The sequence below is a fragment of the [Actinomadura] parvosata subsp. kistnae genome, assembly GCF_900323885.1.
GTDB classification, from domain to species: Bacteria; Actinomycetota; Actinomycetes; order Streptosporangiales; family Streptosporangiaceae; genus Nonomuraea; species Nonomuraea composti.
The window spans coordinates 2512222-2536841 of sequence record NZ_OOHJ01000018.1 but is presented as its reverse complement, the minus strand read 5'-3'; the positions used below and the strand labels follow the sequence as shown (position 1 = coordinate 2536841).

Genomic DNA, 24620 nt, shown 5'->3' with positions numbered 1-24620 from the left:
AGGACACGCCATCTCGTACGCTTCATAGCGTGACGACTGAGGAACACGTTGTGCTGGTCGACCCGGCCGGGCGCGCGCTCGGCACCGCGCCCAAGACGTCGGTGCACGGCCGCGAAACCCCCCTCCACCTGGCCTTCTCCAGCTACGTCTTCGACCACGAAGGCCGCGTGCTGCTCACCAAGAGGGCCGACCACAAGATCACCTGGCCGAGCGTCTGGACCAACAGCTGCTGCGGCCACCCCCTGCCCGGCGAGCCCGTCGACCGCGCCGTGGTGCGGCGGCTCTCCTACGAGCTGGGGCTCACCGCCGAAAGCGCCGACCTCATGCTGCCCGCCTTCTCCTACCGGGCCGAAATGGCCAACGGCATCGTCGAGCACGAACTCTGCCCCGTCTACCGCGTCACCGTCGACGCGCCCGCCACCCCCAACCCGGACGAGGTGGCCGAGACGTGCTGGATGCCGTGGAAGGAGTTCGCCGAAGGCGCCCAGAACGGGCTGCTGGCGATCTCGCCGTGGTGCAGGGAGCAGGTGCCGCTTCTGGCCGAGCTCGGCTCCGACCCCCTCACCTGGCAACCCGCCTCCCCCTCCGACCTCCCCCAGCCGCCCGCCCCTGACCCCCACCCTCCCGCCCCCGCGCCCCGCGCTCGGCGCCTCGCGTCCGCCGCCCACGTCGGCGCGGTGGACCTCGCGCCCTGCGCCTCGTGTCCGGCCCGCCGCGCTCCCCGTCCCGCACGTTCCGCTTCGCGCGGGCACCGCTCGCAGCACCACGGGCGTGGCTCGGCGCGCGGCGGGGATGCGGCGCCTATGCAGGCGGTGGGCCTGAAGCGCCGCCGTGCTGCGCCTCGCGCTCAGCACACCGCAGGCCGCCGTGCGGTGCGCCCCGCCCCTGGGCGTCTTGCGTGCGCCGCTTCGCGTCCGCCGCTCGTGCCGGTGCTGAGCCTTGCGTCTCACGCTGTGCGCGTCGTGATGGGCGTGCTGCGCGCTCGCGCTGACGCTGCGTTTCGCGCTCCGCACGTTGCGATGGGCGTGCCGTGCTGCGCGCCTGGCCCTGGGCGGCTTGCGTGCGGCGGGGCGGGACGCGAAGGCGCCGCGCCCCCGAGCAGAGGGGGCGCGGCGCCAACGGAGGATCAGCGGGTCGGGTGGGTCAGCGTTCGACCTCGCCGCGGATGAACTTCTCGACGTACTCGCGAGCCTCGTCGTCCGAGAACTGCTTCGGCGGCGACTTCATGAAGTACGAGGAGGCGGACAGGATGGGCCCGCCGATGCCCCGGTCGAGGGCGATCTTGGCGGCGCGTACGGCGTCGATGATGATGCCCGCCGAGTTCGGCGAGTCCCACACCTCGAGCTTGTACTCCAGGTTCAGCGGCGTGTCGCCGAAGGACCGCCCTTCCAGCCGCACGTACGCCCACTTGCGGTCGTCGAGCCACGGCACGTGGTCGGACGGCCCGATGTGCACGTCGGCCTTGCCCATCTCGTGGGGGATCTGGGAGGTGACGGACTGCGTCTTGGAGATCTTCTTGGACTGGAGCCGCTTGCGCTCCAGCATGTTCATGAAGTCCATGTTGCCGCCGAAGTTGAGCTGGTACGTGCGCAGCAGCTCGACCCCGCGGTCTTCGAACAGCTTGGCCATGACGCGGTGCGTGATGGTGGCGCCGACCTGCGACTTGATGTCGTCGCCGACGATCGGCACGCCGGCCTCGGTGAACTTCTCGGCCCATTCGGGGTCGGAGGCGATGAAGACCGGCAGCGCGTTGACGAACGCCACCTTGGCGTCGATGGCGCACTGCGCGTAGAAGCGGTCGGCCTCCTCCGACCCGACGGGCAGGTACGACACGAGGACGTCGACCTGGTTGTCACGCAGCACCTGGACGACATCGACGGGCGCCTCGTCGGACTCCTCGATGATCTCGCGGTAGAACTCGCCAAGGCCGTCGAAGGTGTGGCCACGCTGCACCGTCACGCCGGTGGGCGGGACGTCGCAGATCTTGATCGTGTTGTTCTCGCTGGCGACGATCGCCTCGGACAGGTCGCGGCCGACCTTCTTGGCGTCCACGTCGAAGGCGGCGACGAACTCGACGTCGCCGACGTGGTAGTCGCCGAACTTCACGTGCATCAGGCCCGGGACCCGTGTGTCCGGATCTGCGTCCTTGTAGTAGTGAACGCCCTGGACCAGCGACGACGCGCAGTTGCCGACACCGACAATGGCCACGCGAACCGAACCCATCGCACTCGCTCCCTTACTCATCAGTTGACGTGGTATCTCTTTCGGGCCTCTCCTCTGTTGAGGCCCGACGCTCCGTTGCGATCAGCTCGTTCAGCCAGCGCACCTCGCGTTCGACGGACTCGAGCCCGTGGCGTTGCAGCTCGAGGGTGTAGCTGTCGAGGCGCTCCCTGGTGCGCGCCAGTGCGGTACGCACCGCGTCGAGGCGCTCCTCGAGCCGGCTACGGCGGCCTTCGAGTATGCGCAGCCGCACTTCGGCCTCCGTGTGGCGGAAGAAGGCGAAGTGCACGCCGAAGCTCTCGTCCTCCCATGCGGAGGGACCGGCCTGCGTGAGCATGTCCTGAAGGCGTTCCTTGCCCTCGGCGGTCAGCTTGTAGACGATCTTCGACCTGCCGCCGACGATCGCGCTCGGAGCGGGCTGCTCCTCGGCGATGAGGCCCTGAGCCAGAAGTGATCGCAGACAGGGGTACAGCGACCCGTAGGAGAACGCACGGAACATCCCCAGCAGGGCGTTGAGCCGTTTGCGCAGCTCGTAGCCGTGTAGCGGCGTCTCGTGCAGCGACCCGAGCACGGCCAGTTCCAAGACCCTGCCCTGTCCGCTGGCCACTGGAACCGCCCCCTCTCGCGTCGATGTATCGAGCCGATACATCCCCAAGATACGTCGGGGCGCTATATGGCCGCAATCTATGAATCTGCCAAGGCGTTGGGATGAACCCGTAAAACGCCGTAGTCTGGCGCTCATGTGGTCACAGAGAAGGGTGGTGGATTACGGCCTCGCGAAGCGGGCGGTGGTCCGCTCCCTGCGCTCGGGGCGTGCTTCGCGCCGTGACGTCTGTGACGCACAGCCCTACCTCCTTCGTGCGGCGCGCCACTTCGGCGAGCCGACCGAACGCCCCTGCCCGGTGTGCGAAAAGGAGAACGTCACCAACGTGACCTATGTGTACGGCGATGCTCTCGGAAGGCATGCCGGTCAGGCAAAGGTCACATCAGATCTCATCGCCATGGCTCATGATTACGATGAGTTCCGGGTGTACGTTGTCGAGGTCTGCCAAGGTTGTTCCTGGAATCACCTGACGGTTTCGTACGTCCTCGGGAACGGACCGCCTGATCTCGCCGGACAAGCGTGAAAACCGAGGGCGGCGAGGAGCCCACGCCCGACCGCCGTTTATGTTCCGACGACGTTGTGAGGACGTGTGAGTAGCAGCATGAATGAGGGGACGGCCCGCCCTGGGAGGCGCCGTCGATCCAACTCATCCCGTTCTGTGCCCCAGAGTTCTCCACCCCAAACCGGTGAGCCGGACTGGAGTGCGGCCCAGCCGCCCCGTCGTCCTGAAGCGGCGTACGAGCAGACGGGCGCGATGGCCGCGCAGCCGTACGACGAGCCGCCCCCGCAGCGACGCGCGGATCCGCGCGGGGCCGGGCAGGCGGAGACGCGCATCGTGGGCCGGCCCGACCCGCGCGCCGGCTATGCGGACCCGCGTGCCGCGCATGCCGATCCTGGTGCCGGGCCCGCCGAGCAGCCGCCGCCGCGCTCCCGCGGTCGTCAGGAGACGCGCGCCCTCGGCAACCAGGAGACGATGGTCAGCGACGCGCCGCGCCGTTCGCGCCGGCGCAGTTCCGGCGGCTCGGGCGAGCCGCCGGAGCCTCCTGGCCCGCCGACGAAGAAGGGCGGCGGCCGGGGCGGCTGGCGCAGGTTCGTCCCGAGCTGGAAGATCGTCGTGGCGGGCGTCGTGGTGCTCGCGGCCGGCCTGTTCGGCATGATCATGGTCGCGTACGCCAACACGCCGGTCCCCACGTCGGCGCAGAGCGAGGCGACGGCCCAGCAGAGCACCATCTACTACCGCGACGGCAAGACCGAGATCGCGCGGCTCGGCTTCAAGCGCGAGATCGTCCCGTTCACCAAGATGGACGAGGACGTCAGGAACGCCGCGGTGGCCATCGAGAACAAGACGTTCTGGGAGGACTCCGGCATCTCCATCTCGGGCATGGCCCGCTCGGTGTGGATGACCGCGACGGGGCAGCAGCTCCAGGGCGCCTCGACGATCACCCAGCAGATGGCCCGCGGCTACTACGACGGCCTCAGCCAGGAAGTCTCCATCCAGCGCAAGGTCAAGGAGATCTTCGTCGCGGTCAAGCTCGACGAGACCATGTCGAAGGAGAAGATCCTCGAGACCTACCTCAACACCATCAACTTCGGCCGCGCGTACGGCGTCGAGGCCGCCGCGAAGGCGTACTTCCCCGGCAAGAACATCACCGCCGCGAAGCTGACCCCGGAGCAGGGCGCCTACCTCGCCGCCCGCATCCAGCAGCCGAACTGGGACCACAACTCGCCGGCGCTCCAGGCCCGCTTCAAGCAGGTCATCAACAACATGGCCGAGCTGTGGCCGGACAAGTACGGCAGCCTCCCGCAGACCGCCAAGTTCCCGAAGACGCGCGCCTCCGCCGGCAACGACGGCCTGGGCGGGCTCAACGGCTACATGGTCCACGAGGTGCTCAAGGAGCTGGAGGGCCGCGGCCTGACCGCCGACGAGATCAAGAGCGGCGGCTACCACATCGTCTCGACCTTCGACAGGAAGCTCATGAGGGCCGCCCAGACGGCCGTGAAGAGCACGATGCAGGCGTACAACCTGGGCACCGAGTTCCACGGCGGCCTGGCCGCGGTGAACCCGAAGAACGGGCGGGTGCTGGCCTTCTACGGCGGTGACGACTACCTCACCGACCCGTGGAACGAGCCGTTCCAGTCGACCAAGCAGGCCGCGTCCGCGTTCAAGCCGTACGTGCTGGCCGCCTGGCTGCAGGCGGGCAAGTCGCTCAAGAGCTACGTGCCGGGCAACCAGACGGTGCCGAAGGAGCTGCCGGGCCAGCAGAAGGGCGGCATCAGGAACAGCCACAACGTCGGCGCGGCCGTCGACGTCGTCAAGGCCACCGCGGCGTCGGTCAACACCGCGTACGTGTCGATGGCGTACGCGCTGCCGGGCCGCCTCGACGACGTCAAGAACCTCGTCGAGGCGGCCGGCTTCGACGAGAAGCGCATGCAGGACGACGTCAAGGAGCACCAGTACCAGTTCGCCATCGGCAGCGCGCTGGTGACGCCGGTGGAGCAGGCCGCGGGCTACTCGATCTTCGCCAACGGCGGCAAGTACACCAAGTACCACGTCGTCCAGGAGGTCAGGCAGAACGGCAAGGTCGCCTACCCGGAGCAGGACGTCGCGAAGAGGGTCATCGACGAGGGCGTCGCCGCCGACGCCACGGTCGCCATGCAGGCGGTGCTCCAGCCGGGCGGCACCGCGGCGGGCAAGGGCCTGGGCAACCGGCCGGCCGCCGGCAAGACCGGCACGAACAACGACGAGAAGGAAGCCTGGTTCGTCGGTTACACGCCGCAGATCTCGACCGCGGTCGGGTTCTACCGCGAGCAGTGCGTGACCAAGACGGGCAAGATCGTCCCGCCGCAGCACTCCAACTGCCCGATCTTCCGCAAGGGCAGCAAGAAGTACAACAACAACAACCCGTACACGAGGGTCAACGAGGTCTCGCTCGGTTTCGAGGGCGCCGGGCCGCCCACGATCGCCTGGCAGAAGTTCATGCAGATGGCCCACGAGAACCTGCCGGTCGAGCAGTTCCCCGACCGGGCCGAGGTGGGCGTGCCGGAGAACATCGTGCCGAGCCCGACCCCCACGCCGACGCCCACGCCCGAGGGCGACGACAACCCGTTCGGCTCCGACAATCCGTTCGACGACGGCAGCGGCAACGACGACTGCCTCATCGGCTGCGACGGCAACGACGCCACCGTCCCCGACGACGACGTGAGCACGGGCGACGACAACACCGGCGACGACTTCTCCGAGACCAACCCCAACGACGTGGGCCTGGCGGGCCAGGGCTCCGTGCCCGAGCCGAGAGCCAGCGGCGAGCGACCGAAGTCGACCAGACCAGAGGACCGGTGACGAGCACCGAGGCACGCGCCCCCTGGGTGGCGCGTGCCGTGCCGTACCTGCCCCTGGGGCTGATCGCGGCCCTGGGGGCGACCCTCGCGTACGTGGTGCGGCTGCCGTGCCGCACCGGCGGGTGGAACGACCAGGTCTCCACCTACACGAACTTCTGCTACACCGACATCTACCCTCTGTACTTCGACCGGGCGCTGGCCACCGAGAACCCGTACTTCGCGCACGTGCCGTTCGACAAGCAGGTCGAGTACCCGGTGGTGCTGGGCGAGGTCATGCAGGTGTTCAGCTGGATCGCCCGCGCGCTGGAGCCCGACCACGTGTCGCAGGCGGTGCGCTTCTACGACCTGACGGTGGTCCTGCTCGGCGTCTGCCTCGTGGTGGGCGTGCTGCTGATGGCCGCGGTGGCCGGCCCGACGCGGCGCTGGGACCCGCTCTGGTACGCCATCTCGCCGGCCGTGGTGCTGGCCGCCTACATCAACTGGGACCTGGTGGCCGGCGCGCTGTCCATGGGCATGCTGCTGGCGTGGAAGCGGCAGCGCCAGGTGGCGGCCGGGGTGCTGCTGGGGCTGGCGATCGCGACGAAGTTCTACCCGCTGATGTTCCTGGGCGCGTTGTTCCTGCTGACGTGGCGGACGGCGCGGTGGCGGCCGTTCCTCGTCACGCTGGGCGCGGCGGTGGGCGCGTGGCTCGTGGTCAACGTGCCGTTCATGGTCTTCGCGTGGGAGGGGTGGCGCAGGTTCTACGTCTTCTCCCAGGAACGCGGGGTCGACTGGGGCTCGCCGTGGCTGTTCTTCCAGAACAAGGGCTGGCCCGTGCTGGGCGAGGCCGACGTCAGCAAGCTCGGCATGGTGTCGCTGGCGATCCTGTGCCTGGGCATCGCCGTGCTGACGCTGGCCGCGCCGCGCCGGCCCCGGCTGGCGCAGATCTGCTTCCTGGCGTTGGCCGCGTTCATGATGACGAACAAGGTGTGGTCGCCGCAGTTCGTGTTGTGGCTGGTGCCGTTCGCGGTGCTGGCCAGGCCGAACTGGAAGCCGCTGGTGCTGTGGCAGCTCGCGGAGGTGTGGTACTTCGTCGCGATCTGGCTCTACCTGCTCGCGCAGCCGCCGCTCAGCCGGGACGACCTGGGCATCGGCGACGACACGTACTTCACCGCCGTGTGGGGCCGGATCATCACGATCGGGATCATGATGGCGTTCGTCGTGCGTGACGTGCTGCGGCCCGACAAGGACGTGGTGCGGCAGGCCGACATCGACGACCAGGCGGGCGGCGTGTTCGACGACGCCCCCGACAGGTTCACCCTCCAGTCCGCCCTGAGATGATCACTCGCTCGGCCGGCCGGGACGCGCTGCTGCTGTGGTTCGGCTCGCGTGCCGGGCTGCTCGTCGCCACGGTGCTCGGCGTCGGGATGGGTGCGTACGCCGACAAGTGGCGCAAGTGGGACGCCACGCTGTTCATCACGATCGCCCAGTACGGCTACGACGGCGAGCCGGGCAAGCCGCCGGACGACGGGCTGCCCGCGTTCTTCCCCGGGCTGCCGGCGGTGCTGCGGCTGGTGCACCTCGTGGTGCCCGACTGGGCCGCGGCCGGGCTGCTCGTCTCGCTGGCCGCCGGCGCGGTCGCGATGCTGGCGCTGGCCCGGCTGGCCGAGGTCGAGGGCGCCTCCGGGTGGATGGCCGTGCTGGGGCTGCTGCTCTTCCCGATGGCGGTGTTCCTGGCGGCGGGCTACAGCGAGTCGCTCTTCCTGGCCTTCGCGATCCCGGCGTGGCTGGCCGCCCGGCAGGGCAACTGGTTGTCGGCGGGGCTGCTGGCGGCGGGGGCGTCGTGCGTGCGGATCACGGGGTTGTTCCTCGCGGTCGCGCTCATCGTGGAGTTCGTGCTCCGGAAGGAGTCGTGGCGGCAGGCCGGGTGGCTGGCGGTGCCGTTCGTGCCGCTGGTCGCGTACTCGTACTACCAGCACGGCAGGACCGGCGACTGGCTGGCGTGGAAGCACGCGCAGGAGGCCGGATGGGGGCGCGACTTCGCCTGGCCGTGGCAGGCGTGGGCGACGACGTGGCGCTCGGCCATGGGGTCGGGTGACTTCGCGGTGGCCTTCCGCATGGAGATCGTCGGGGCCGTGCTGGTCGTGGCCGGGCTGGTGTGGCTGCTCGTGCTGCGCCGGTGGAGCGAGGCCGTCTACACGGGGACGCAGGCGGCGGCGCTGATGACGTCGGCGTACTACCTGTCGATCCCGCGCTCGCTGATGCTGTGGTTCCCGCTGTGGGTGCTGGTCGCGAGGGCCGCGACCAGGCGGACGTGGGTGTTCGTGCTGTACGGGCTGATCTCGGGCCCGTTGATGCTGGTCAACACCGCGAGATTCCTGGACGGGGCCTGGGCCGGCTGAGCAGGCCGACCACCCTTACCCACTTTCTCGTCTTGGTAATCCAGGGAAGTTATCCACAGGCTGTGTGTAATTCCTAGAGGTTCTTCCTCAGGAAGGCGATGTCGTCCGCCTGGCCCTCGCCCGGCGTCTCCACCACGATCGGCGCGCCCGCCGCCCGGCAGACCGCCAGGATCAGCTCGGGGTCGATCTTCCCCTGGCCCAGGTTGGCGTGCCGGTCGGCGCCCGAGTCGAAGTCGTCGCGCGAGTCGTTGCAGTGCACCAGGTCGATGCGGCCGGTGATGGCCTTGACCCGCTCGACCACGTCGACCAGCTCCTCGCCGCCGGCGTGCGCGTGGCAGGTGTCGAGGCAGAAGCCCACGTCGAACCCGTCGAGCGCCTCCCACAGGCGGGCGATGCGCTCCAGCTTGCGCGCCATCGCGTTGCCGCCGCCCGCGGTGTTCTCGATCAGCACGGGGATGGGGCACTCCATGCGCTCGAACACCTTGCGCCAGTTGTCGAACCCCTTCTGGGGGTCGTCGCTCTTGTTGACGTGGCCGCCGTGCACGATCAGCCCCTTGGCACCGAGGCTCGCGGCCGCCTTCAGGTGCTGCTCCAGCAGCTTGCGGCTGGGGATCCTGATGCGGTTGTTGGTCGTCGCCACGTTGATCAGGTAGGGGGCGTGGATGTAGACGTCCACCCCTTCGACCGGCTTGGCCGGCAGTACGGGCTTGTCGTAGCCCTGCGGGTCGCCGAGGAAGAACTGCACCACCTCGGCACCGACCTCCGCGGCGCGGGCGGCGGGGTCGTCCTGATCGACATGAGCTCCGATTAGCACCATGTCACCGAGCTTATCCGTTTGGCATCAGCAGCTCAGGGCAGTCGCGGGAGCACCCCCTACTCCTGAGGAGAACACATATGAGCCGCTGGCGCTTACGGGCGCTGATCGTTCTCGTCTACGTCATCGTGGGCATCTACGTCGCCTGGGTGTACGACTACATCACTCCGGGGCTGCTCCGGGATGTCGCGGAGGCCCTGCTCGCGGTGTTCCTCTGGTTCCTGGTCCTGCTCGGCATCGACCTGCACATCGGGTAGAGCCACACATATGAAACGGCCCCGGCGAACCGGGGCCGTTGCTCATGCACGGGGTGCTCACGAGTGGGGGAGGAAACCGCCGTGGGCGATGCCCAGCGCGGCGCCCACGAACGAGCCCACGAGGCCGATGATGTTGAGTGAGCGCTGCGGCGTCGTGGCGGAGACGTACTGCGAGTAGAGGCCGACGCCGAAGCCCAGCGTGCCGACCCACGACCCGATCATGTGCGCCGAGGTCCAGAACGTCGAGACGAAGGCGACCACACCGCAGACGAGCGTGACGATGGCCAGGATGTTCTCCACCGGATGCGGACGACCGTCCGGATTGAGCGTGAGCCTGAACCGCTCCCTTTCGGAGGGCTGAAGCACATGTGGCACAGCCACCACCCCCTTGGTTTCCTACAGGCCTTCCCACCTATCCACGGCTGGTAACCTGGGGCACGCTGCGTTGTGATGGGTGCCCCATCACCCCCGGGGTGCCGAAAGGGGCAGCCCGGGTCAAGACGTCAGCGTCCTCCTGTCACGGCAGAGTGTCGTGACCGCAAGAGTCCAGAGGAGGTAGGAGTCCCGCATGCGTCGTTACGAAGTAATGGTCATTCTGGACCCTTCGCTCGATGAGCGCACCGTCGCGCCGTCCCTCGACCAGTTCCTCAGCGTGGTCCGCAACGATGGCGGCACGGTGGAGAAGGTCGACGTCTGGGGCCGTCGCCGTCTCGCCTACGACATCGACAAGAAGTCCGAAGGCATCTACGCCGTCATCGACCTGTCCGCGGAGCCCGCGACGGTCAAGGAGCTCGACCGGCAGATGAACCTCAACGAGGGCATCCTGCGCACCAAGGTCCTGCGTCCGGACGTGCACTAACCTCCGGCTTTTGTCGGAGCAGCCCCGTACTCTGAGCCGTAACCCAAGCGAAGGCGTGCAGGAAGGCGAGCGCTAGCCATGGCAGCAGGCGACACCGTAATCACCATCGTCGGCAACCTCGTCGACGACCCGGAGCTGCGCTTCACCCCGACGGGGCAAGCGGTGGCTCGATTCCGCATCGCGTCCACTCCGCGGTTCATGGATCGTCAGACCAACGAGTGGAAAGACGGCGAGAGCCTCTTCCTGACCTGCAACGTCTGGAGGCAGGCGGCGGAGAACGCCGCCGAGAGCCTCCAGCGCGGCATGCGGGTCATCGTGCAGGGGCGGCTCAAGCAGCGGTCCTACGAGACCAAGGAAGGCGAGAAGCGCACGGTCTACGAGGTCGAGGTCGACGAGGTCGGCCCGTCCCTGCGTAACGCCACCGCCAAGGTCAACCGCACCTCCCGTCAGGGTGGCGGCGGTGGCGGCGGTTTCGGTGGCGGCCCGGCCGACGACCCGTGGGCCTCCGCCACGCCCGCCCCGCCTCAGGGCGGCGGCTTCCAGGGCGGTGGCGGCGGCGGTTACGGCGCCGGCCAGCAGGGCGGCGGCGGCTTCGGCGGCGGCAGCGACTTCAGCGACGAGCCGCCTTTCTAAACCCAGTCCGAAAAGCCCGAGTCCATTCCCGCCCTGAAGGCGGGGCTCTGAAAGGAGCACCACGATGGCAAAGCCGGCACTGCGCAAGCCCAAGAAGAAGGTTTGCCTGTTCTGCCACGACAAGATCTCCTACGTCGACTACAAGGACACGGCGCTGCTGCGGAAGTTCATCTCCGACCGCGGCAAGATCCGTGCGCGCCGGGTGACGGGCAACTGCACCCAGCACCAGCGTGACGTGGCGACCGCGATCAAGAACGCCCGTGAGGTGGCCCTGCTGCCTTACACGAGCACCGCGCGCTAAGGAGGCCTGTCGATATGAAGCTCATCCTCACCAACGAGGTCTCCGGCCTCGGCACCCCGGGTGACGTCGTCGAGGTCAAGGACGGCTACGGCCGTAACTACCTCATCCCGCGCGGCTACGCCATGCGCTGGACGCGGGGCGCCGAGAAGCAGATCGAGACCATCCGCAAGGCTCGCGACGCTCGCGAGATCCGCGACCTCGGCACCGCCAAGGAGGTCGCCGGCCAGCTCGGCGCGCTGCGTGTCCGGCTGACCACGCGCGCGGGCGAGTCCGGCCGGCTGTTCGGCTCGATCACGACGGGCGACATCGCCGAGGCCGTCAAGGCCGCCGGCGGCCCGATCCTCGACCGCCGCCGCATCGAGATCGTCAACCCGATCAAGAGCGTCGGCTCCCACCGGGTGACCGTCCGCCTCCACCCGGAGGTGGCCGCCGGCATCGACGTGGAAGTCGTCGCGGGCTGATCTCACAGACGAAGGGCCTCCCTTTTCGGGGGGCCTTTCGTTTTTTACGGCAGGCCGTGGCTTTCCACCCGCCGTACTCCGGCTGATGACCCTCCAGGAAACGCCCGCTGAACCCGTCACCGGCGGGCCGCCGCCACGCGAGCCCGAAGTGGGCCGTATGCCGTGGTGAGGGGCACCCTCGCACCGGAATCCCGGTACGGGCCGCGTAGAATGCCGTCGTTCTTCTGCACCTTTCCCCCTGGAGGCTCGGCCATGGCCACTCGCCCCTTGATGCTGCTCGCTCTGGCCGTGGCGGTTGTCGGTTGTGCGCCTGTGGACAACACGGCCGCCATCTCGGCGGCTCCTACGACGTCCACCGCCTGCACCAAGGACCAGCTGAAGCTGCTCAACCCGGGCAAGCTGACCATCGGCACCGACAAGCCGGCTTTCGAGCCGTGGTTCAAGAACGACGACCCGAGCAACGGGCAGGGGTTCGAGAGCGCGGTGGCGTTCGCCGTGGCGGGTGAGCTGGGGTTCGACCGTAGCGAGGTGCAGTGGAGCACCGTGAAGTTCGACGCGGCGTTCGCGCCGGGTGACAAGCAGTTCGACTTCGACATCAACCAGGTCTCGATCACGCCCGAGCGGGCGGAGGCGGTCGACTTCAGCAAGGGCTACTACACGGTCAAGCAGGCCGTCGTCGTCTCCGAGAAGGGCAAGTTCGCGGGGGCCAAGAGCCTGGCGGAGCTGAAGGACGCCAAGATCGGCGTGCAGGTCGGCACGACCTCCTTCAACGCGGTCCGGGACGTCATCAAGCCCGCCGACGACCCCGACGTCTTCAACGACCAGATCGACGTCGTGACCGCGCTGAAGAACGACCAGGTGGACGCGGTGGTCGTGGACCTGCCGACGGCGTTCTACGTGACGGCCGTCCAGGTGGAGAACTCCAAGATCGTGGGCCAGTTCAGCTCGACGGGCGGCACCCCTGAGGAGTTCGGCATGGTGATGGAGAAGGGCAGCGCGCTCAAGCCGTGCGTGGACAAGGCCGTGGACGCGCTGAAGTCGAAGGGCGAGCTGGCCAAGATCGAGCAGCAGTGGCTCGGCTCCGCGGCCGGCGCCCCCGAGCTGCGATGAGCGAATGGGTCAAGTCGGAGCGGCAGGTCGAGCGGGAGCGGGTCCGCAGGTCGCGTGCCCGCCGCTCGGCCTCGATCGCGACGGCCTCGACGATCGTCTTCATCGTGCTGGTGGTCTGGGGGATCACCAACTCGCCGGGCTGGCCCCGGGTGCGGGAGACGTTCTTCGACGGTGAGCAGTTCGTCGCGGCGCTGCCGGACGTGCTCGAAGGGTTCCTGCTCAACATCAGGATCTTCGTGATCTCCGAGGTGCTGATCCTCGTCATCGGCCTCCTGGTCGCGCTGGCCAGGGGGATCAGGAGCCCGGCGTTCTTCCCCATCAGGGCGCTGGCCACGCTCTACACCGACGTCTTCCGCGGGGTGCCGACGATCCTGGTGATCTACCTGATCGGGTTCGGGCTGCCGGCGCTGAAGTTGCAGGGGATCCCCTCCGACAAGGCGACGCTGGGCATCATCGCGCTGACGCTCTCGTACGGCGCTTATGTGGCCGAGGTGTTCCGCGCGGGCATCGAGTCGGTGCATCCGAGCCAGGTGGCGGCGGCCCGCTCGCTCGGGCTGAGCCACGCCAAGACCATGCGGTTCGTGGTGGTGCCGCAGGCCACTCGCAGGGTCGTGCCGCCACTGCTCAACGACTTCGTCTCGCTGCAGAAGGACACGGCGCTGGTGGCGACGATCGGGCCGCTGGAGGCGCTCAGGCAGGCGCAGATGCACACGTTCAACACCTTCGACTACACGCCTTACCTGGCCGCCGCGCTGATCTTCATCCTGCTCACCATCCCGATGGCCAGGCTCACCGACCACCTGGCGGCCCGCACGCGCAGGAGGCGAGGAGCATGAGCGTCCTGACCATCGACGGAGTCTGGAAGAACTTCCACGGTCACAGCGTCCTGCGCGGCATCGACCTGGAGGTGGAGCCGCACGAGGTGGTGAGCCTCATCGGCGCCTCCGGCTCGGGCAAGTCCACGCTGCTGCGCTGCGTCAACCTGCTGGAGACGGTGGACGACGGCGCCATCTACCTCGACGGCGAGGAGATCACCGACCCGCGGGCGAACGTCGACCAGGTGCGCCGGCGGCTCGGCATCGTCTTCCAGTCGTTCAACCTGTTCCCGCACATGACGGTGCTGGACAACATCACGCTGGCCCCCCGCCAGGTGCACGGGGTGGCCAGGGCGCAGGCGGAGGAGCAGGCTCACGGGCTGCTGTCCAGGTTCGGCCTGGCGAACAAGGCGAAGGCGTACCCCGACCAGCTCTCCGGCGGCCAGCAGCAGCGGGTGGCGATCATCCGGGCGCTGGCCACGCAGCCCAGGCTGATGCTGCTCGACGAGGTGACCTCGGCGCTCGACCCGCAGCTCGTGGTGGAGGTGCTGCAGATCATCAGGGAGCTCAAGGAGTCGGGCATGACGATGATCCTGACGACTCACGAGATGGGCTTCTGCCGCGACATCTCCGACCAGGTGTGCTTCCTCGACGGCGGCGTGCTGGTGGAGAAGGGCCCGCCCGAGCAGATCTTCACCGCGCCGGAGCAGCCGCGCACGCAGGAGTTCTTGCGCAGCGTGCTGGAGTCGGGGCGGTTCTAGCGCCGGTGGCGTCCCTGGGGCGGCCGGGCGGGGGTGTTCGGGCGGGCCAGGAGGCTGTGGCGGCGGCCGTACACGAGGTAGACCAGGAGGCCGAAGGCCATCCACAGGGCGAACCAGGCCCAGGTCAGCACCCGCAGGTTCACCATCAGCCAGAGCGTGGCCACCAGCGACAGGGCGGGCAGCAGCGGCGACAGCGGCACGCGGAAGCCCCGTTCGAGGTGCGGCATGCGCCGGCGCATCACGATCACCCCGGCCGCCACGAACGCGAACGCGAACAGCGTCCCGATGACCACGAGCTGCTGCATCGTCAGCACCGGCACGAACTCGGCCAGCACGATCGCCACCAGCCCGATCACCAGCGTCACCCGCGTGGGCGTGTGGTAGCGGCGGCTCACCGTGGCCAGGCGGCGCGGGATGAGCCCGTCGCGGGCCATCGAGAACAGCACCCGCGTCTGCCCGACGATCAGCACCAGGATGACCGTGGTCAGCCCCAGCACCGCGCCCACGTCGATGACGTGCACCATCCAGTCCACGCCGACCGCGCGGAACGCGCCGGCCAGCGGCGTCTGCGGGGAGATCTTCGTGTACGGCACCATGCCCACCATCACCAGCGCCACCGCGAGGTAGATGACGGTGGCGAGCACCAGGCTGCGGATCATGCCCTTCGGCACGGCCTTGGGGGCGTTCACGGTCTCCTCGGCGGAGGTGGCCACGATGTCGAAGCCGATGTAGGCGAACGCGATGGCCGAGGCCGCCGCGAAGATGCCGAACCAGCCGAACGCGTGCCCCTCCCCGATCAAGGTCTCCAGCACCGTCGCCGGGGCCGTGGCCAGCGTCTTCGGCGGGACGAAGAAGTCGCCGAAGTTGGCCACGTCGATGTGCGTCACGCCGACCACGATGACCGCGCCGATGGCCAGCAGCTTGGCCGACACCATGACCCACAGGGCGCGCAGCCCGACCCGCGCGCCGAGCGCCACGACGCCCGTGAGCAGCACCAGGATGACGAGCACGAGGACGTCCTGGACGAGATTCCCGGCGGGCACCCGCACGCCGAAGTGCTCGATCGCCCCGACCGTGATCGCGGCCCATGCCCTGGCCACCACCGCGGCGGCGAACTGCAGCTCCAGGATGAGCGCCCAGCCGATGATCCACGCCCAGACCTCGCCGAAGATGACGTACGTGAAGGTGTAGGCGCTGCCTGAGGTCGGCATCGTGGACGACAGCTCGGCGTAGCACAGGCAGGCGAGCAGGCACGCGATGCCCGCGATCATGAACGAGAGGATCACGCCGGGGCCCGCGGTGGTGGCCGCCTGCTCCCCGGCGATGCTGAAGATGCCCGCGCCGATCATCACTCCGAGCCCGAGCACGACCAGGTCGGCCGGCCGGTAGACCTCGGCCAGGCTGTGGCGGGCACCGGTACGCAGGCCGGTCGCCTCCGAAGGCGGCAGTCTTCGCAGAATTGTGGACAAGGAACACCCCGCTCAGGGAACTCGCCCACAATGTCTCACCTATTGGACAACAACAAGCACGATTGCATCACGTGCCGGTCACCAGCCAGGCCGTCCCGTTCGCCCGCCGGACCAGCGTGACGAGCCGGGCCACCATCCACACCCCCAGCGCGCACCACAGGGCGACCACGCCCATACCGGAGGCGACCAGGGCGGCGGGCAGGTAGGCGAGCGTCGTCCACACGCCGGCCCAGGCCAGGTACCGCTGGTCGCCGGCGCCGATGAGCACGCCGTCCAGCACGAACACCACCCCGCAGATCGGCTGGAACAGCGCCACCGGCCACAGCAGGTCGAGCAGCAGCGCGGCCACGTGCGGGTCGGCGTCGAAGAGCCCCGGCAGGAGCGGCCTGGCCGCCAGCACGAGCAGGCCGAGCACGATGCCGGACCAGATGCCCCACCGCACCATCCGCTGGGTGGCGGCGCGGGTGGCCTCGACGTCGCCGGCGCCGAGCGAGCGCCCGGTGATGGCCTGGCCGGCGATGGCGATGGCGTCGAGGGCGAGCGCGAGCAGCGTCCACACCTGCGTGGCCAGCGCGTACGCGGCCAGCTCCGCCTCGCCCATCCTGGTGGCGATGACGGTGGCGGCCAGCAGCACGACGCGCATGCACACCGTACGGACGAAAAGCGCGAACCCCGCCGTGCCCGCCTGCTTGACCCCCGCCACGGACGGCGTCAGCGGCGTCCCCAGCCGCATCGCCCCGCGCGCCACCACCACGAGGTAGACGGCGGCGCCGAGGGTCTGCGCCAGCACCGTCCCCCACGCGGACCCGGCGATGCCCCAGCCGAGCCCCAGCACGAACCACGCGTTCAGCACGCCGTTCAGCGCGAACGACCCCACGGCCACCACGAGGGGCGTCACCGTGTCCTGGAGGCCGCGCAGGACGCCGGTGCCGGCCAGCACGACCAGCATGCCGGGCGCGCCGATCAGGCTGATCCGCAGGTACGTCACGGCCTGCGCCGCCTGCGTCCCCACCGCCCCGAACAGCTCCACGATCGCCGGCGCCAGCGGCCAGCACACGACGATCACCGCCACGCCGAGGGCCAGCGCCAGCCAGATGCCGTCCACACCGCTGCGCATGGCCCGCCAGTGGTCGCCCGCCCCGCTCTGGCGCGCCACGGACGCCGTGGTGCCGTAGGCGAGGAAGACGCACAGGTTCACCAGCGTCGTCAGGACGGTCCCCGCCACACCCAGGGCGCCGACCGCCGTGGTGCCGAGGCCGTGGCCCACGATGGCGTAGTCGGCCAGCAGGAAGAGCGGCTCGGCCACCAGCGCGCCGAAGGCGGGCACGGCGAGGCGCAGAATCTCCCGATCTCTGGATGTAATGGGCATTGGTCCATTATGGACCTTACGCCGCGTGTCGGGCCAACTTTCTTTCCTCCACAGCCGGTGGACATTGTTCATCCAGGTCAGGGTGGGTTTGGTGGTTATCCCCAGAAGTTATCCCCAGGCTTCGTCCACAGGCCGTTCACACCTTAGGGGCCTTCATCCACAGGTCGGCCACAGGGTTGTCCACAGGCCACGTTGCCGACGGGCCGCGACTCCGGGAAACTGTCACACCGGTCGACTACAAGTGGGGGTGGTGCGACCGCCTGCAAGTCGTTGAGGGGGCGCGGTGAGCATTGACGAAGAGGTCGGCGCAGGCCCAGGGTTCGAGCGCACGCCTCCCAACAACATCGAGGCGGAGCAGTCCGTCCTCGGCGGCATGCTGCTGTCGAAAGACGCCATCGCCGACGTCGTCGAGATCCTGCGCTCCGACGACTTCTACCGGCCCGCCCACCAGATGGTCTACGACGTCATCACCGACCTCTACGGCCGGGGCGAGCCCGCCGACGCGGTCACCGTCTTCGACGAGCTGCAAAAGCGCGGCGAGATGGCCAGGGTGGGCGGCGCCGCCTACCTGCACACCCTGACGGCCGTCGTCCCCACGGCGGCCAACGCCGGCTACTACGCCAAGATCGTCCGTGAGCAGGCGATCCTGCGCCGCCTCATCGAGGCCGGCACCCGCATCGTCTCCTTCGGCTACGGCGGCCAGAACGAAGAGGTCGACGACCTCGTCGACCGCGCCCAGGCCGAGATCTACCAGGTCACCGAGCGCCGCACGTCCGAAGACTACGCGCCGCTGGCCGACATCATGCCGGGCGCCCTCGACGAGCTCGAGGCCATCGGCAGCCGGGGCGGCCAGATGGTCGGCGTCCCCACCGGCTTCGCCGACCTCGACCAGCTCACCAACGGCCTGCACCCCGGCCAGATGATCGTCGTGGCCGCCCGTCCCGCCATCGGCAAGGCCCTGGCGCTCGACACGCCGCTGCCCACGCCCACCGGCTGGACGACGATGGGCGAGGTCAAGGTCGGCGATCAGCTCATCGGCGCCGACGGGAGGCCGACCAGGGTCGTGGCCGCGACCGAGGTCATGCACGGGAGGCCGTGCTACGAGGTGGAGTTCAGTGACGGCACCGTGATCGTCGCCGACGCCCAGCACCAGTGGCGCACGACGCGGCAGCCGGCCGAGCTGCTCAGCCACGCCGCGCACGCGGTGGGTGTCGCCGCGGCCTCGCACACCGCGCGCGCCGCCGCCGTGACCGTTGACGATCGGGACGTGTTCACCACGGAGGAGATCGCGGCCACGCTGCGCTCCGCCGACGGCCCCACCCACGCGGTCGAGGTGGCGGCGCCCTTCCAGCTCCCGGAGCGGGACCTGCCGCTGCCGCCCTACGCCCTCGGCGCGTGGCTCGGCGACAGCGACGGCTCCGGCGACGGCGACGGCGACGGCACGACGGCGGAGCCGCTGCCCGCCGTCCTGCGCGAGCTGGGCGTCCTGCACGACAAGCACATCCCCGCCGCCTACCTGAGGGCGTCCGAACGCCAGCGGCGCGACCTGCTGGCCGGCCTGCTCGACATCGACGGCCACATCGACGCCGAGGGCCGGATCCAGCTCGCCGTCACCAGCCACCGGCTGGCGCACGACGTGCTGGAGCTCATCCTGAGCCTGGGCTACCAGGCCACCCTGCGCACCGAGCAGGTCAAGGGCCACGCCGACGGCCCCTCCACCTGCCACCTGATCAGCTTCACCACACCAGACCAGGTCTTCCGGCTCCCGCGCAAGGCGTCCAGGCAGCCCGGCACCGTGCCCCCGGCCACTCGCGTCCGCCACATCGTCGACGTGCGGCCGATCGTGTCCCGCCCCGTGCGCTGCGTGCAGGTCGACAACGACGACCACCTCTACCTCGCGGGCCGGTCCTGCGTCCCGACCCACAACAGCACGCTGGGGCTCGACTTCGCCCGCTCCGCCGCGATCAAGCACGGCATGACGACGGTCATCTTCTCCCTGGAGATGTCCCGCAACGAGATCACCATGCGACTGCTGTCCGCCGAGGCCCGCGTGGCGCTGCACCACATGCGCTCCGGCATGATGGGCGACGACGACTGGACACGCCTGGCCCGCCGGATGAGCGAGGTGGCGGAGGCGCCGCTGTTCATCGACGACTCGCCCAACATGTCGATGATGGAGATCCGGGCCAAGTGCCGGCGGCTCAAGCAGCGCAACGACCTGCGATTCGTGGTCATCGACTACCTCCAGCTGATGAGCTCGCCGAAGAAGACCGAGAGCCGCCAGAACGAGGTCTCCGAGATCTCGCGTGCCATCAAGCTGCTGGCCAAGGAGCTGGAGGTGCCGGTCATCGCGATCTCGCAGCTCAACCGTGGCCCCGAGCAGCGCACCGACAAGCGCCCGCAGGTCAGCGACCTGCGTGAGTCGGGCTCCATCGAGCAGGACGCCGACATGGTCATCCTCCTGCACCGGGAGGACGCGTACGAGCCGGAGTCACCCAGGGCGGGCGAGGCCGACCTGATCGTGGCCAAGCACCGTAACGGCCCCACCGCCACCGTGACGGTGGCCTTCCAGGGCCACTACAGCCGGTTCGTGGACATGGCCCAGCACTAGCGGCTGTCAGGCCGCCTCATGAGGCATGGCGCGGCACCAGGGCGTCAGGCCGCCTCGTCCGTGGAGTCACGGGAGGACACCAGCCGGAGGCGGCGGGAGGGGGTCTTCTCGTCGGGGAAGACCCACTTCCTGAACGCCCAGAAGCGGAAGATCATGGCGACCAGCGTGCCGACGAGCTGCGCGCTCACGAAGTCGGCGATCTCCTGCGTCGCCAGGCTCACCTCCGGCGTCTCCAGGAGGAAGACGTACCTGGAGATCCACAGCGGCGCCGAGCTGAGCACCAGGCCGATGCCGCTGACCAGGAAGAACAGCGCGGCCTCGTGGCGGCGCTCGCGGCCGCCCCTGGTGCGGAACGACCATTCGCGGTTGAGCACGTAGGACACGATCGTCGCCACGAGCACCGCGATGATCTTCGCGGTCACCGGCTTCGGCTCCAGCACGGTGAGCTTCAGCCCGTAGAAGACCGCGTTGTCGACGAGGAACGTCGTTCCGCCCACCACCGCGAACTTCAGCAGCTCGCTGTGCTTCAGCGCGAGTGCGCGCAGGGGCTCGGGCAATCTCGCGAGTACGGCGTTCGCTATTCGGAGCACCCTAGATCTTCTCACCGCTCCGACATCCTGGTGACCAGATTCGCCAAGGCCGGAGCTCGCGAGCTGAGATCATGCCGCTGTGACCGAGCTCGTGGAACGTGTCGACGACCAGGACCGGGTGCTGGGCGTCGTCAGCCGCGACGAGCAGGGGAGATTCCTGGTCTGCCGGCGAGCCGACGGGCTGTCCAGGTACCGCGGCTACCACGAGCGCTCAGCTCAGGCGGGTGCGCAGCAGGCAGAACTCGTTGCCCTCCGGGTCGGCCAGCACGTGCCATGACTCCTCGCCGGTCTGGCCGACGTCGGCCGGGCGGGCACCGAGCTTGAGCAGGCGGTCGAGCTCCTCGTCCTGGTCGCGGTCGGTGGCGTTGACGTCGAAGTGCATCCGCAGCGGGCCGGTCTTGGGTTCGGTGGTGGGGCTGAAGACCAGCGTCGGCTGCAGGCCGCCGAACCCCTCCCGCGGGCCGATCTCCACCGAGCCGTCGTCCTCGGTGTCGAGCAGGACGAAGTCGAGGACCTCGCGCCAGAACGCGGCGAGCCGGTTCGGATCCTGACAAGGGATGATCAGCTCGGAGATGCGGCTTGCCATGGTCGGGGATCCTACCTGTCCACAGCGGAGCCTGCCCAGGCCAGCGCAGCCTGGGCAGGTCGGGACAGGGTGCTCGGCCCGGGCAACGCAGCCTGGGCAGGTCGGGACAGGGAGTTCGGCCCGGGCAGCGCGGGGTTAGCCGGGCCGGGTCAGCGGAGGCGGGCCAGGTCAGCCCTTGGGGAGGGCGGCGCCCTTCACACGGGCGGCGGGGAGCGCGGCGGCCAGCACCGCCAGCACGGCGCAGGCCACGATCACCGCGCCGACCGGCTGCCACGGCACGGCGACGGCGACGGGCCCGGCGAGCTGCACCAGCGCCGCCCACAGCCCGAGCAGGCTCACCCCCGTGGCGGCGAAGGCCAGCACGACCCCCACGGCCACCACGACCAGCGCCTCCGCCACCACGTACCGCAGGAGCTGCGGCCCCGTCGCCCCCAGCAGCCGCAGCGCGCCGCGTTCGGGCGCCCGGTCGGAGGCGGCCATCAGCAGGGTGTTGACCAGCGAGATGACCGTGTAGCCGAGCATGATGGCGAGCACCACGAGCAGCCCGAGCCGGCTGGCGGAGGCGCGGCGGGCGTCCAGGCTGGCGGCCCACTCGCTCCTGGTCAGCGCGCGGGCGTTGTGCCCGGCGACGGCCTGGCCGAGGGCTTCGCGCACGGCCGGGGCGGAGGAGCCGGGGCGCAGCTTGACGTAGGCGGCCGAGGGCAGGGCGGAGAAGGTGTGGGCGGCGGTCACGTACGCGTCGGCGGGCGCGTTCTCGCCGAGCAGGCCGACGACCCGGAACGTGGCCCGGCTGCCATCCGCCCGCCAGATCCGCACGCTCTGCCCCAGTTTCAGCTCCCACGTCTCCGACACCACGATCGTGTCGTCGCGCAGCTCGTCCAGGGAGCCGGCGCGCAGCGGGATCGACAGCGCGGTACGCACCGCCGCCGGGTCCACGGCCGCCACGGGCCGCTGGATGAGCTGGGTGGCGCCTTCGAGCGTGTAGAGGCTGGTGGACGTCGTGGTGGTGACGTCCGTGCCGGGGATCGACCGCAGCCGCTCCACGAGCTGCCGGTCCAGCCCGGCGCCCGCCGGCAGCACCAGGTAGTCGGCGCGGACGGGAGCGGTCTCCAGCGCCGTCTTGGTGGCGTCGGTCATCGCGGCCCCGCCGAGCAGCGTCGCCGCCAGCGCCACGGTGACAAGCACGGGCGCGGCCGTCGCCGCCGTACGCCCGGCCGAGGCCGTCGTCCCCGCGGCGACCACGGTGCCGCCCGCGCCGCGCAGCCGTTCGAGCGGGCGGGTGAGCAGCCGGGCGACCGGGCGGACGAAGACCGGCGCGAGCAGGCCGGCGGCGGCGATGAGCAGCATGACGACCGGCATGAACGTCTTGTTGTTGGTGGCTCCTGCGGGGTCGCCGAGCGCGTTCACGGCCATGCTGATCACGGCGGTGGCCAGCACGGCGAGGCCCGCGATCCAGCGGGCGAGCGTCATGGCGCGCGGCTCGACCGCCGACTCGCGCATCGCCTCCGCGGGCCGCACGCTGCCCGCCCGCCTGGCCGCCGCGGCCACGCCCAGCACCGACACCAGCACGCCGGTGCCGAAGGCGAGGTACGACGGGATCGCGGACGTGGACGGCACCAGCCACGCGGGCGCCATCCCCAGCGACGCCAGCCAGTCGAGGATCGGCCGGGTGGCCAACGGCCCGGCGAACGCGCCGATCGCGGAGGCGGTGACGGCGACGAGGACGGCCTCCCCGTACAGCATGCGGCGCACCTGCCTTACGGTGGCGCCGATCGTGCGCAGCAACGCGAACTCGCGCCGCCGCTGCCCCACCGCGAACGCGAACGTGGACGACACCACGAACACCGCGATGAACCCGGCGAAACCGGCGGCGATGCCCGCGATGGTGTTCGCGTTGTTCCGCGCCCGCTCGTCGGCGACCCGGGACGGATCGGGCAAAGCCCGCTCCTGGCCGGTCAGCACCTGCGCCCGGCCCCCGACGGCGGCCCGCACCTCGGCGACGGTGCTCCACGAGGCGATCGCGTCGATCCGCGGCGACAGCCGGGCGGCCTGCGCGTCACTGAAGAAGACAACGGCTTCGGGCCCCGCCGCCGTCACCCCGACGACCCGATAGCCACGCGCCCCGGTGGCCGTGACCACCCGCACCCGAGCGCCGACGCCCTGCTCGCCTGCCGGGGTGCTCTGGGCGGTGCTCGCGATCGCCTGGGCCGGCTCGCCCTGCTCAGCGAGTGGCCGGGCGCCGATGCTCACCGCGATCTCGTCGGGCGCGGCCGGTGCCCGTCCGGCGACGAGCGCGTGCGGCGCCGTACGGGCGGCCGACCAGGGCCGTCCGACGGCGGGCGGCCCACCGGCGAGCTGGGCCGGGAACACCCGGTCCACCACACCACCGGGCAGCCGCCCGGCCAGGCCGGCGTCGAGCCCGCGCGGCTCGGCGAGCGGCGCGCTGCTGCCCCCCTGCCAGGTGTCCACCGTGAGGCGCCCGTCGGGCACGACCACGACGGGCGCGGCGGCGTACCGCTGAGGCCCCCGGTCGGGGGAGGAGATGCTGGAGGCGAGCACCTGCCCGAGCGCCGCGACGAGCGCGGTGCCCAGCATCAGGGCGGCGAACGTGCCCGCGAACGACATCCACCGCGTCCGCAGCGTGGACCAGGCGATCCTCAGCACGACGCCTCCAGCTGCAGCATCCGGGTGGACACGAGTTCGGCGGTGGGGTCGTGCAGCTCCCCGTACACCCGCCCGTCGGCCAGGAACACCACCCGATCGGCGTACGAGGCCGCGACCGGGTCGTGCGTCACCATGACGATGGTCTGGGCCTGCCGGTCCACCAGCGTGCGGAGCAGGCGCAGCACGTCCCGGCTGGTGTTGGCGTCGAGCGCGCCGGTCGGCTCGTCGGCGAACAGCACGGCGGGCCGGGTGACCAGCGCGCGGGCGATCGCGATGCGTTGCTGCTGCCCGCCCGACAGCTCGGTGGGCCGGTGCCCGGCGCGCCCGCCAAGACCGACGGCCTCCAGGCTCTGCCGGACGAGGTCGCGGTCGGGACGGCGGCCGGCCAGCCGCAGCGGGAGCGCCACGTTCTGCTCGGCGGTGAGCGAGGGCAGCAGGTTGAACGACTGGAACACGAACCCGATCCGGTCGCGCCGCAGCAGCGTCAGCTTGCGCTCGCCGAGCCGGGCCAGGTCACGCCCGTCCACGATCACCCGCCCGGAGCTGGGCCGGTCGAGCCCCGCCGCGCACTGCAGCATCGTGCTCTTGCCCGACCCGGAGGGCCCCATCACCGCCGTGAACGTGCCGGCCGCGAAGCCGATCGTCACGTCGTCGAGGGCGGTGACGCCGTGGGAGTAGTGCTTGGTGACCGAGTCCAGCTCGACCGCTCGCGTCTGATTCACGGGAGCAACGCTACGAATGCCCTTGTCAGGCCGGTATCGGACAAGTGACTAGGA

24 protein-coding genes are annotated in these 24620 nt (G+C 70.0%); 14 read left to right on the top strand and 10 right to left on the bottom strand.

The features are described 5' to 3' along the window. Window positions 1-29 precede the first annotated feature (29 nt). Complete coding sequence (gene idi, locus KIS93_RS65850) at window positions 30-1169, top strand: isopentenyl-diphosphate Delta-isomerase (RefSeq protein WP_246005386.1); 1140 nt, start codon at window positions 30-32, stop codon at window positions 1167-1169. Here idi and KIS93_RS31795 read toward each other — a convergent pair. After that, window positions 1144-2223, bottom strand: coding sequence for an inositol-3-phosphate synthase (locus KIS93_RS31795; RefSeq protein WP_168010913.1), 1080 nt, complete (start codon window positions 2221-2223; stop codon window positions 1144-1146). The genes idi and KIS93_RS31795 overlap by 26 nt on opposite strands. A 13-nt stretch (window positions 2224-2236) precedes the next feature. Beyond that, window positions 2237-2827, bottom strand: coding sequence for a PadR family transcriptional regulator (locus KIS93_RS31790; protein ID WP_080044183.1), 591 nt, complete (start codon window positions 2825-2827; stop codon window positions 2237-2239). Between the two features lie 79 nt (window positions 2828-2906). Between KIS93_RS31790 and KIS93_RS31785 the strand changes: the two genes are divergently transcribed. The 4 genes from KIS93_RS31785 (at window position 2907) to KIS93_RS31770 (ending at window position 8544) form a co-directional block, all read left to right on the top strand. Beyond that, window positions 2907-3347, top strand: coding sequence for a DUF5318 family protein (locus KIS93_RS31785; RefSeq protein ID WP_335673908.1), 441 nt, complete (start codon window positions 2907-2909; stop codon window positions 3345-3347). Between the two features lie 231 nt (window positions 3348-3578). Further along, complete coding sequence (locus KIS93_RS31780) at window positions 3579-6164, top strand: transglycosylase domain-containing protein (RefSeq protein WP_080044185.1); 2586 nt, start codon at window positions 3579-3581, stop codon at window positions 6162-6164. Further along, complete coding sequence (locus KIS93_RS31775; protein ID WP_080044186.1) at window positions 6161-7483, top strand: glycosyltransferase family 87 protein; 1323 nt, start codon at window positions 6161-6163, stop codon at window positions 7481-7483. The genes KIS93_RS31780 and KIS93_RS31775 overlap by 4 nt, the downstream gene beginning before the upstream one ends. Further along, on the top strand, window positions 7480-8544 hold the full coding sequence (locus KIS93_RS31770; protein WP_080044187.1) for a mannosyltransferase family protein: 1065 nt from the start codon (window positions 7480-7482) through the stop codon (window positions 8542-8544). The genes KIS93_RS31775 and KIS93_RS31770 overlap by 4 nt, the downstream gene beginning before the upstream one ends. A 73-nt stretch (window positions 8545-8617) precedes the next feature. Here the strand turns inward: KIS93_RS31770 and KIS93_RS31765 are convergent, their stop codons facing one another. Further along, on the bottom strand, window positions 8618-9361 hold the full coding sequence (locus tag KIS93_RS31765; RefSeq protein WP_186404530.1) for a deoxyribonuclease IV: 744 nt from the start codon (window positions 9359-9361) through the stop codon (window positions 8618-8620). 77 nt (window positions 9362-9438) lie between these two features. Between KIS93_RS31765 and KIS93_RS31760 the strand changes: the two genes are divergently transcribed. Then, window positions 9439-9615: a hypothetical protein gene (locus tag KIS93_RS31760; RefSeq protein ID WP_177240955.1), complete on the top strand. Its 177-nt coding sequence runs from the start codon at window positions 9439-9441 to the stop codon at window positions 9613-9615. Window positions 9616-9672: 57 nt separating this feature from the next. On the opposite strand, the gene KIS93_RS31755 is transcribed toward KIS93_RS31760, so the two are convergent. Next, window positions 9673-9990: a hypothetical protein gene (locus KIS93_RS31755; protein ID WP_230465703.1), complete on the bottom strand. Its 318-nt coding sequence runs from the start codon at window positions 9988-9990 to the stop codon at window positions 9673-9675. Window positions 9991-10183: 193 nt separating this feature from the next. Between KIS93_RS31755 and rpsF the strand changes: the two genes are divergently transcribed. The 7 genes from rpsF to KIS93_RS31720 all read left to right on the top strand — a co-directional run bounded on the left by rpsF (window position 10184) and on the right by KIS93_RS31720 (window position 14555). After that, window positions 10184-10474 carry a 30S ribosomal protein S6 gene (gene rpsF / locus KIS93_RS31750; protein WP_080044189.1) on the top strand — a complete coding sequence of 97 codons (291 nt, stop codon included), beginning with the start codon at window positions 10184-10186 and terminating at the stop codon, window positions 10472-10474. Window positions 10475-10552: 78 nt separating this feature from the next. After that, complete coding sequence (locus KIS93_RS31745) at window positions 10553-11107, top strand: single-stranded DNA-binding protein (RefSeq protein WP_080044190.1); 555 nt, start codon at window positions 10553-10555, stop codon at window positions 11105-11107. Between the two features lie 64 nt (window positions 11108-11171). After that, a complete protein-coding gene (gene rpsR, locus KIS93_RS31740) occupies window positions 11172-11408 on the top strand; it encodes a 30S ribosomal protein S18 (protein WP_020543048.1) in 237 nt (78 codons plus the stop codon). 14 nt (window positions 11409-11422) lie between these two features. Then, on the top strand, window positions 11423-11869 hold the full coding sequence (gene rplI, locus KIS93_RS31735) for a 50S ribosomal protein L9 (protein ID WP_080044191.1): 447 nt from the start codon (window positions 11423-11425) through the stop codon (window positions 11867-11869). Window positions 11870-12121: 252 nt separating this feature from the next. Next, the gene (locus KIS93_RS31730; RefSeq protein ID WP_080044192.1) at window positions 12122-12979 is read left to right on the top strand and encodes an ABC transporter substrate-binding protein; all 858 of its coding nucleotides are present in this window, start codon (window positions 12122-12124) and stop codon (window positions 12977-12979) included. Next, window positions 12976-13815 carry an amino acid ABC transporter permease gene (locus KIS93_RS31725; RefSeq protein ID WP_080044193.1) on the top strand — a complete coding sequence of 280 codons (840 nt, stop codon included), beginning with the start codon at window positions 12976-12978 and terminating at the stop codon, window positions 13813-13815. The genes KIS93_RS31730 and KIS93_RS31725 overlap by 4 nt, the downstream gene beginning before the upstream one ends. Then, window positions 13812-14555 carry an amino acid ABC transporter ATP-binding protein gene (locus KIS93_RS31720; RefSeq protein WP_080044194.1) on the top strand — a complete coding sequence of 248 codons (744 nt, stop codon included), beginning with the start codon at window positions 13812-13814 and terminating at the stop codon, window positions 14553-14555. The genes KIS93_RS31725 and KIS93_RS31720 overlap by 4 nt, the downstream gene beginning before the upstream one ends. Here KIS93_RS31720 and KIS93_RS31715 read toward each other — a convergent pair. Next, the gene (locus KIS93_RS31715; RefSeq protein WP_230465704.1) at window positions 14552-16024 is read right to left on the bottom strand and encodes an APC family permease; all 1473 of its coding nucleotides are present in this window, start codon (window positions 16022-16024) and stop codon (window positions 14552-14554) included. The genes KIS93_RS31720 and KIS93_RS31715 overlap by 4 nt on opposite strands. A 67-nt stretch (window positions 16025-16091) precedes the next feature. Beyond that, window positions 16092-17393: an MATE family efflux transporter gene (locus tag KIS93_RS31710; protein WP_080044195.1), complete on the bottom strand. Its 1302-nt coding sequence runs from the start codon at window positions 17391-17393 to the stop codon at window positions 16092-16094. Between the two features lie 283 nt (window positions 17394-17676). Here KIS93_RS31710 and dnaB point away from each other — a divergent pair, with 283 nt between their 5' ends. Continuing rightward, window positions 17677-20004, top strand: a complete 2328-nt coding sequence (gene dnaB / locus KIS93_RS31705; protein ID WP_080044196.1) for a replicative DNA helicase — start codon at window positions 17677-17679, stop codon at window positions 20002-20004. Window positions 20005-20048: 44 nt separating this feature from the next. Here the strand turns inward: dnaB and KIS93_RS31700 are convergent, their stop codons facing one another. The 4 genes from KIS93_RS31700 to KIS93_RS31685 form a co-directional block, all read right to left on the bottom strand. Further along, a complete protein-coding gene (locus tag KIS93_RS31700) occupies window positions 20049-20561 on the bottom strand; it encodes a GtrA family protein (RefSeq protein ID WP_230465705.1) in 513 nt (170 codons plus the stop codon). 244 nt (window positions 20562-20805) lie between these two features. Next, on the bottom strand, window positions 20806-21180 hold the full coding sequence (locus KIS93_RS31695) for a VOC family protein (protein WP_080044198.1): 375 nt from the start codon (window positions 21178-21180) through the stop codon (window positions 20806-20808). A gap of 168 nt (window positions 21181-21348) precedes the next feature. Further along, a complete protein-coding gene (locus tag KIS93_RS31690) occupies window positions 21349-23844 on the bottom strand; it encodes an ABC transporter permease (RefSeq protein WP_080044199.1) in 2496 nt (831 codons plus the stop codon). Further along, the gene (locus KIS93_RS31685; RefSeq protein WP_155128857.1) at window positions 23838-24566 is read right to left on the bottom strand and encodes an ABC transporter ATP-binding protein; all 729 of its coding nucleotides are present in this window, start codon (window positions 24564-24566) and stop codon (window positions 23838-23840) included. The genes KIS93_RS31690 and KIS93_RS31685 overlap by 7 nt, the downstream gene beginning before the upstream one ends. Window positions 24567-24620 lie beyond the last annotated feature (54 nt).

Excerpts from the sequence above, each read along its gene's own strand:
- KIS93_RS31795 (WP_168010913.1), bottom strand. The coding sequence starts at position 2,223 with ATGGGTTCGGTTCGCGTGGCCATTGTCGGTGTCGGCAACTGCGCGTCG.
- KIS93_RS31785 (WP_335673908.1), top strand. The coding sequence starts at position 2,907 with ATGAATCTGCCAAGGCGTTGGGATGAACCCGTAAAACGCCGTAGTCTG.
- KIS93_RS31780 (WP_080044185.1), top strand. The coding sequence starts at position 3,579 with ATGGCCGCGCAGCCGTACGACGAGCCGCCCCCGCAGCGACGCGCGGAT.
- KIS93_RS31770 (WP_080044187.1), top strand. The coding sequence starts at position 7,480 with ATGATCACTCGCTCGGCCGGCCGGGACGCGCTGCTGCTGTGGTTCGGC.
- KIS93_RS31765 (WP_186404530.1), bottom strand. The coding sequence starts at position 9,361 with ATGGTGCTAATCGGAGCTCATGTCGATCAGGACGACCCCGCCGCCCGC.
- KIS93_RS31760 (WP_177240955.1), top strand. The coding sequence starts at position 9,439 with ATGAGCCGCTGGCGCTTACGGGCGCTGATCGTTCTCGTCTACGTCATC.
- rpsF (WP_080044189.1), top strand. The coding sequence starts at position 10,184 with ATGCGTCGTTACGAAGTAATGGTCATTCTGGACCCTTCGCTCGATGAG.
- KIS93_RS31745 (WP_080044190.1), top strand. The coding sequence starts at position 10,553 with ATGGCAGCAGGCGACACCGTAATCACCATCGTCGGCAACCTCGTCGAC.
- rpsR (WP_020543048.1), top strand. The coding sequence starts at position 11,172 with ATGGCAAAGCCGGCACTGCGCAAGCCCAAGAAGAAGGTTTGCCTGTTC.
- rplI (WP_080044191.1), top strand. The coding sequence starts at position 11,423 with ATGAAGCTCATCCTCACCAACGAGGTCTCCGGCCTCGGCACCCCGGGT.
- KIS93_RS31730 (WP_080044192.1), top strand. The coding sequence starts at position 12,122 with ATGGCCACTCGCCCCTTGATGCTGCTCGCTCTGGCCGTGGCGGTTGTC.
- KIS93_RS31725 (WP_080044193.1), top strand. The coding sequence starts at position 12,976 with ATGAGCGAATGGGTCAAGTCGGAGCGGCAGGTCGAGCGGGAGCGGGTC.
- KIS93_RS31720 (WP_080044194.1), top strand. The coding sequence starts at position 13,812 with ATGAGCGTCCTGACCATCGACGGAGTCTGGAAGAACTTCCACGGTCAC.
- KIS93_RS31710 (WP_080044195.1), bottom strand. The coding sequence starts at position 17,393 with ATGCCCATTACATCCAGAGATCGGGAGATTCTGCGCCTCGCCGTGCCC.
- KIS93_RS31695 (WP_080044198.1), bottom strand. The coding sequence starts at position 21,180 with ATGGCAAGCCGCATCTCCGAGCTGATCATCCCTTGTCAGGATCCGAAC.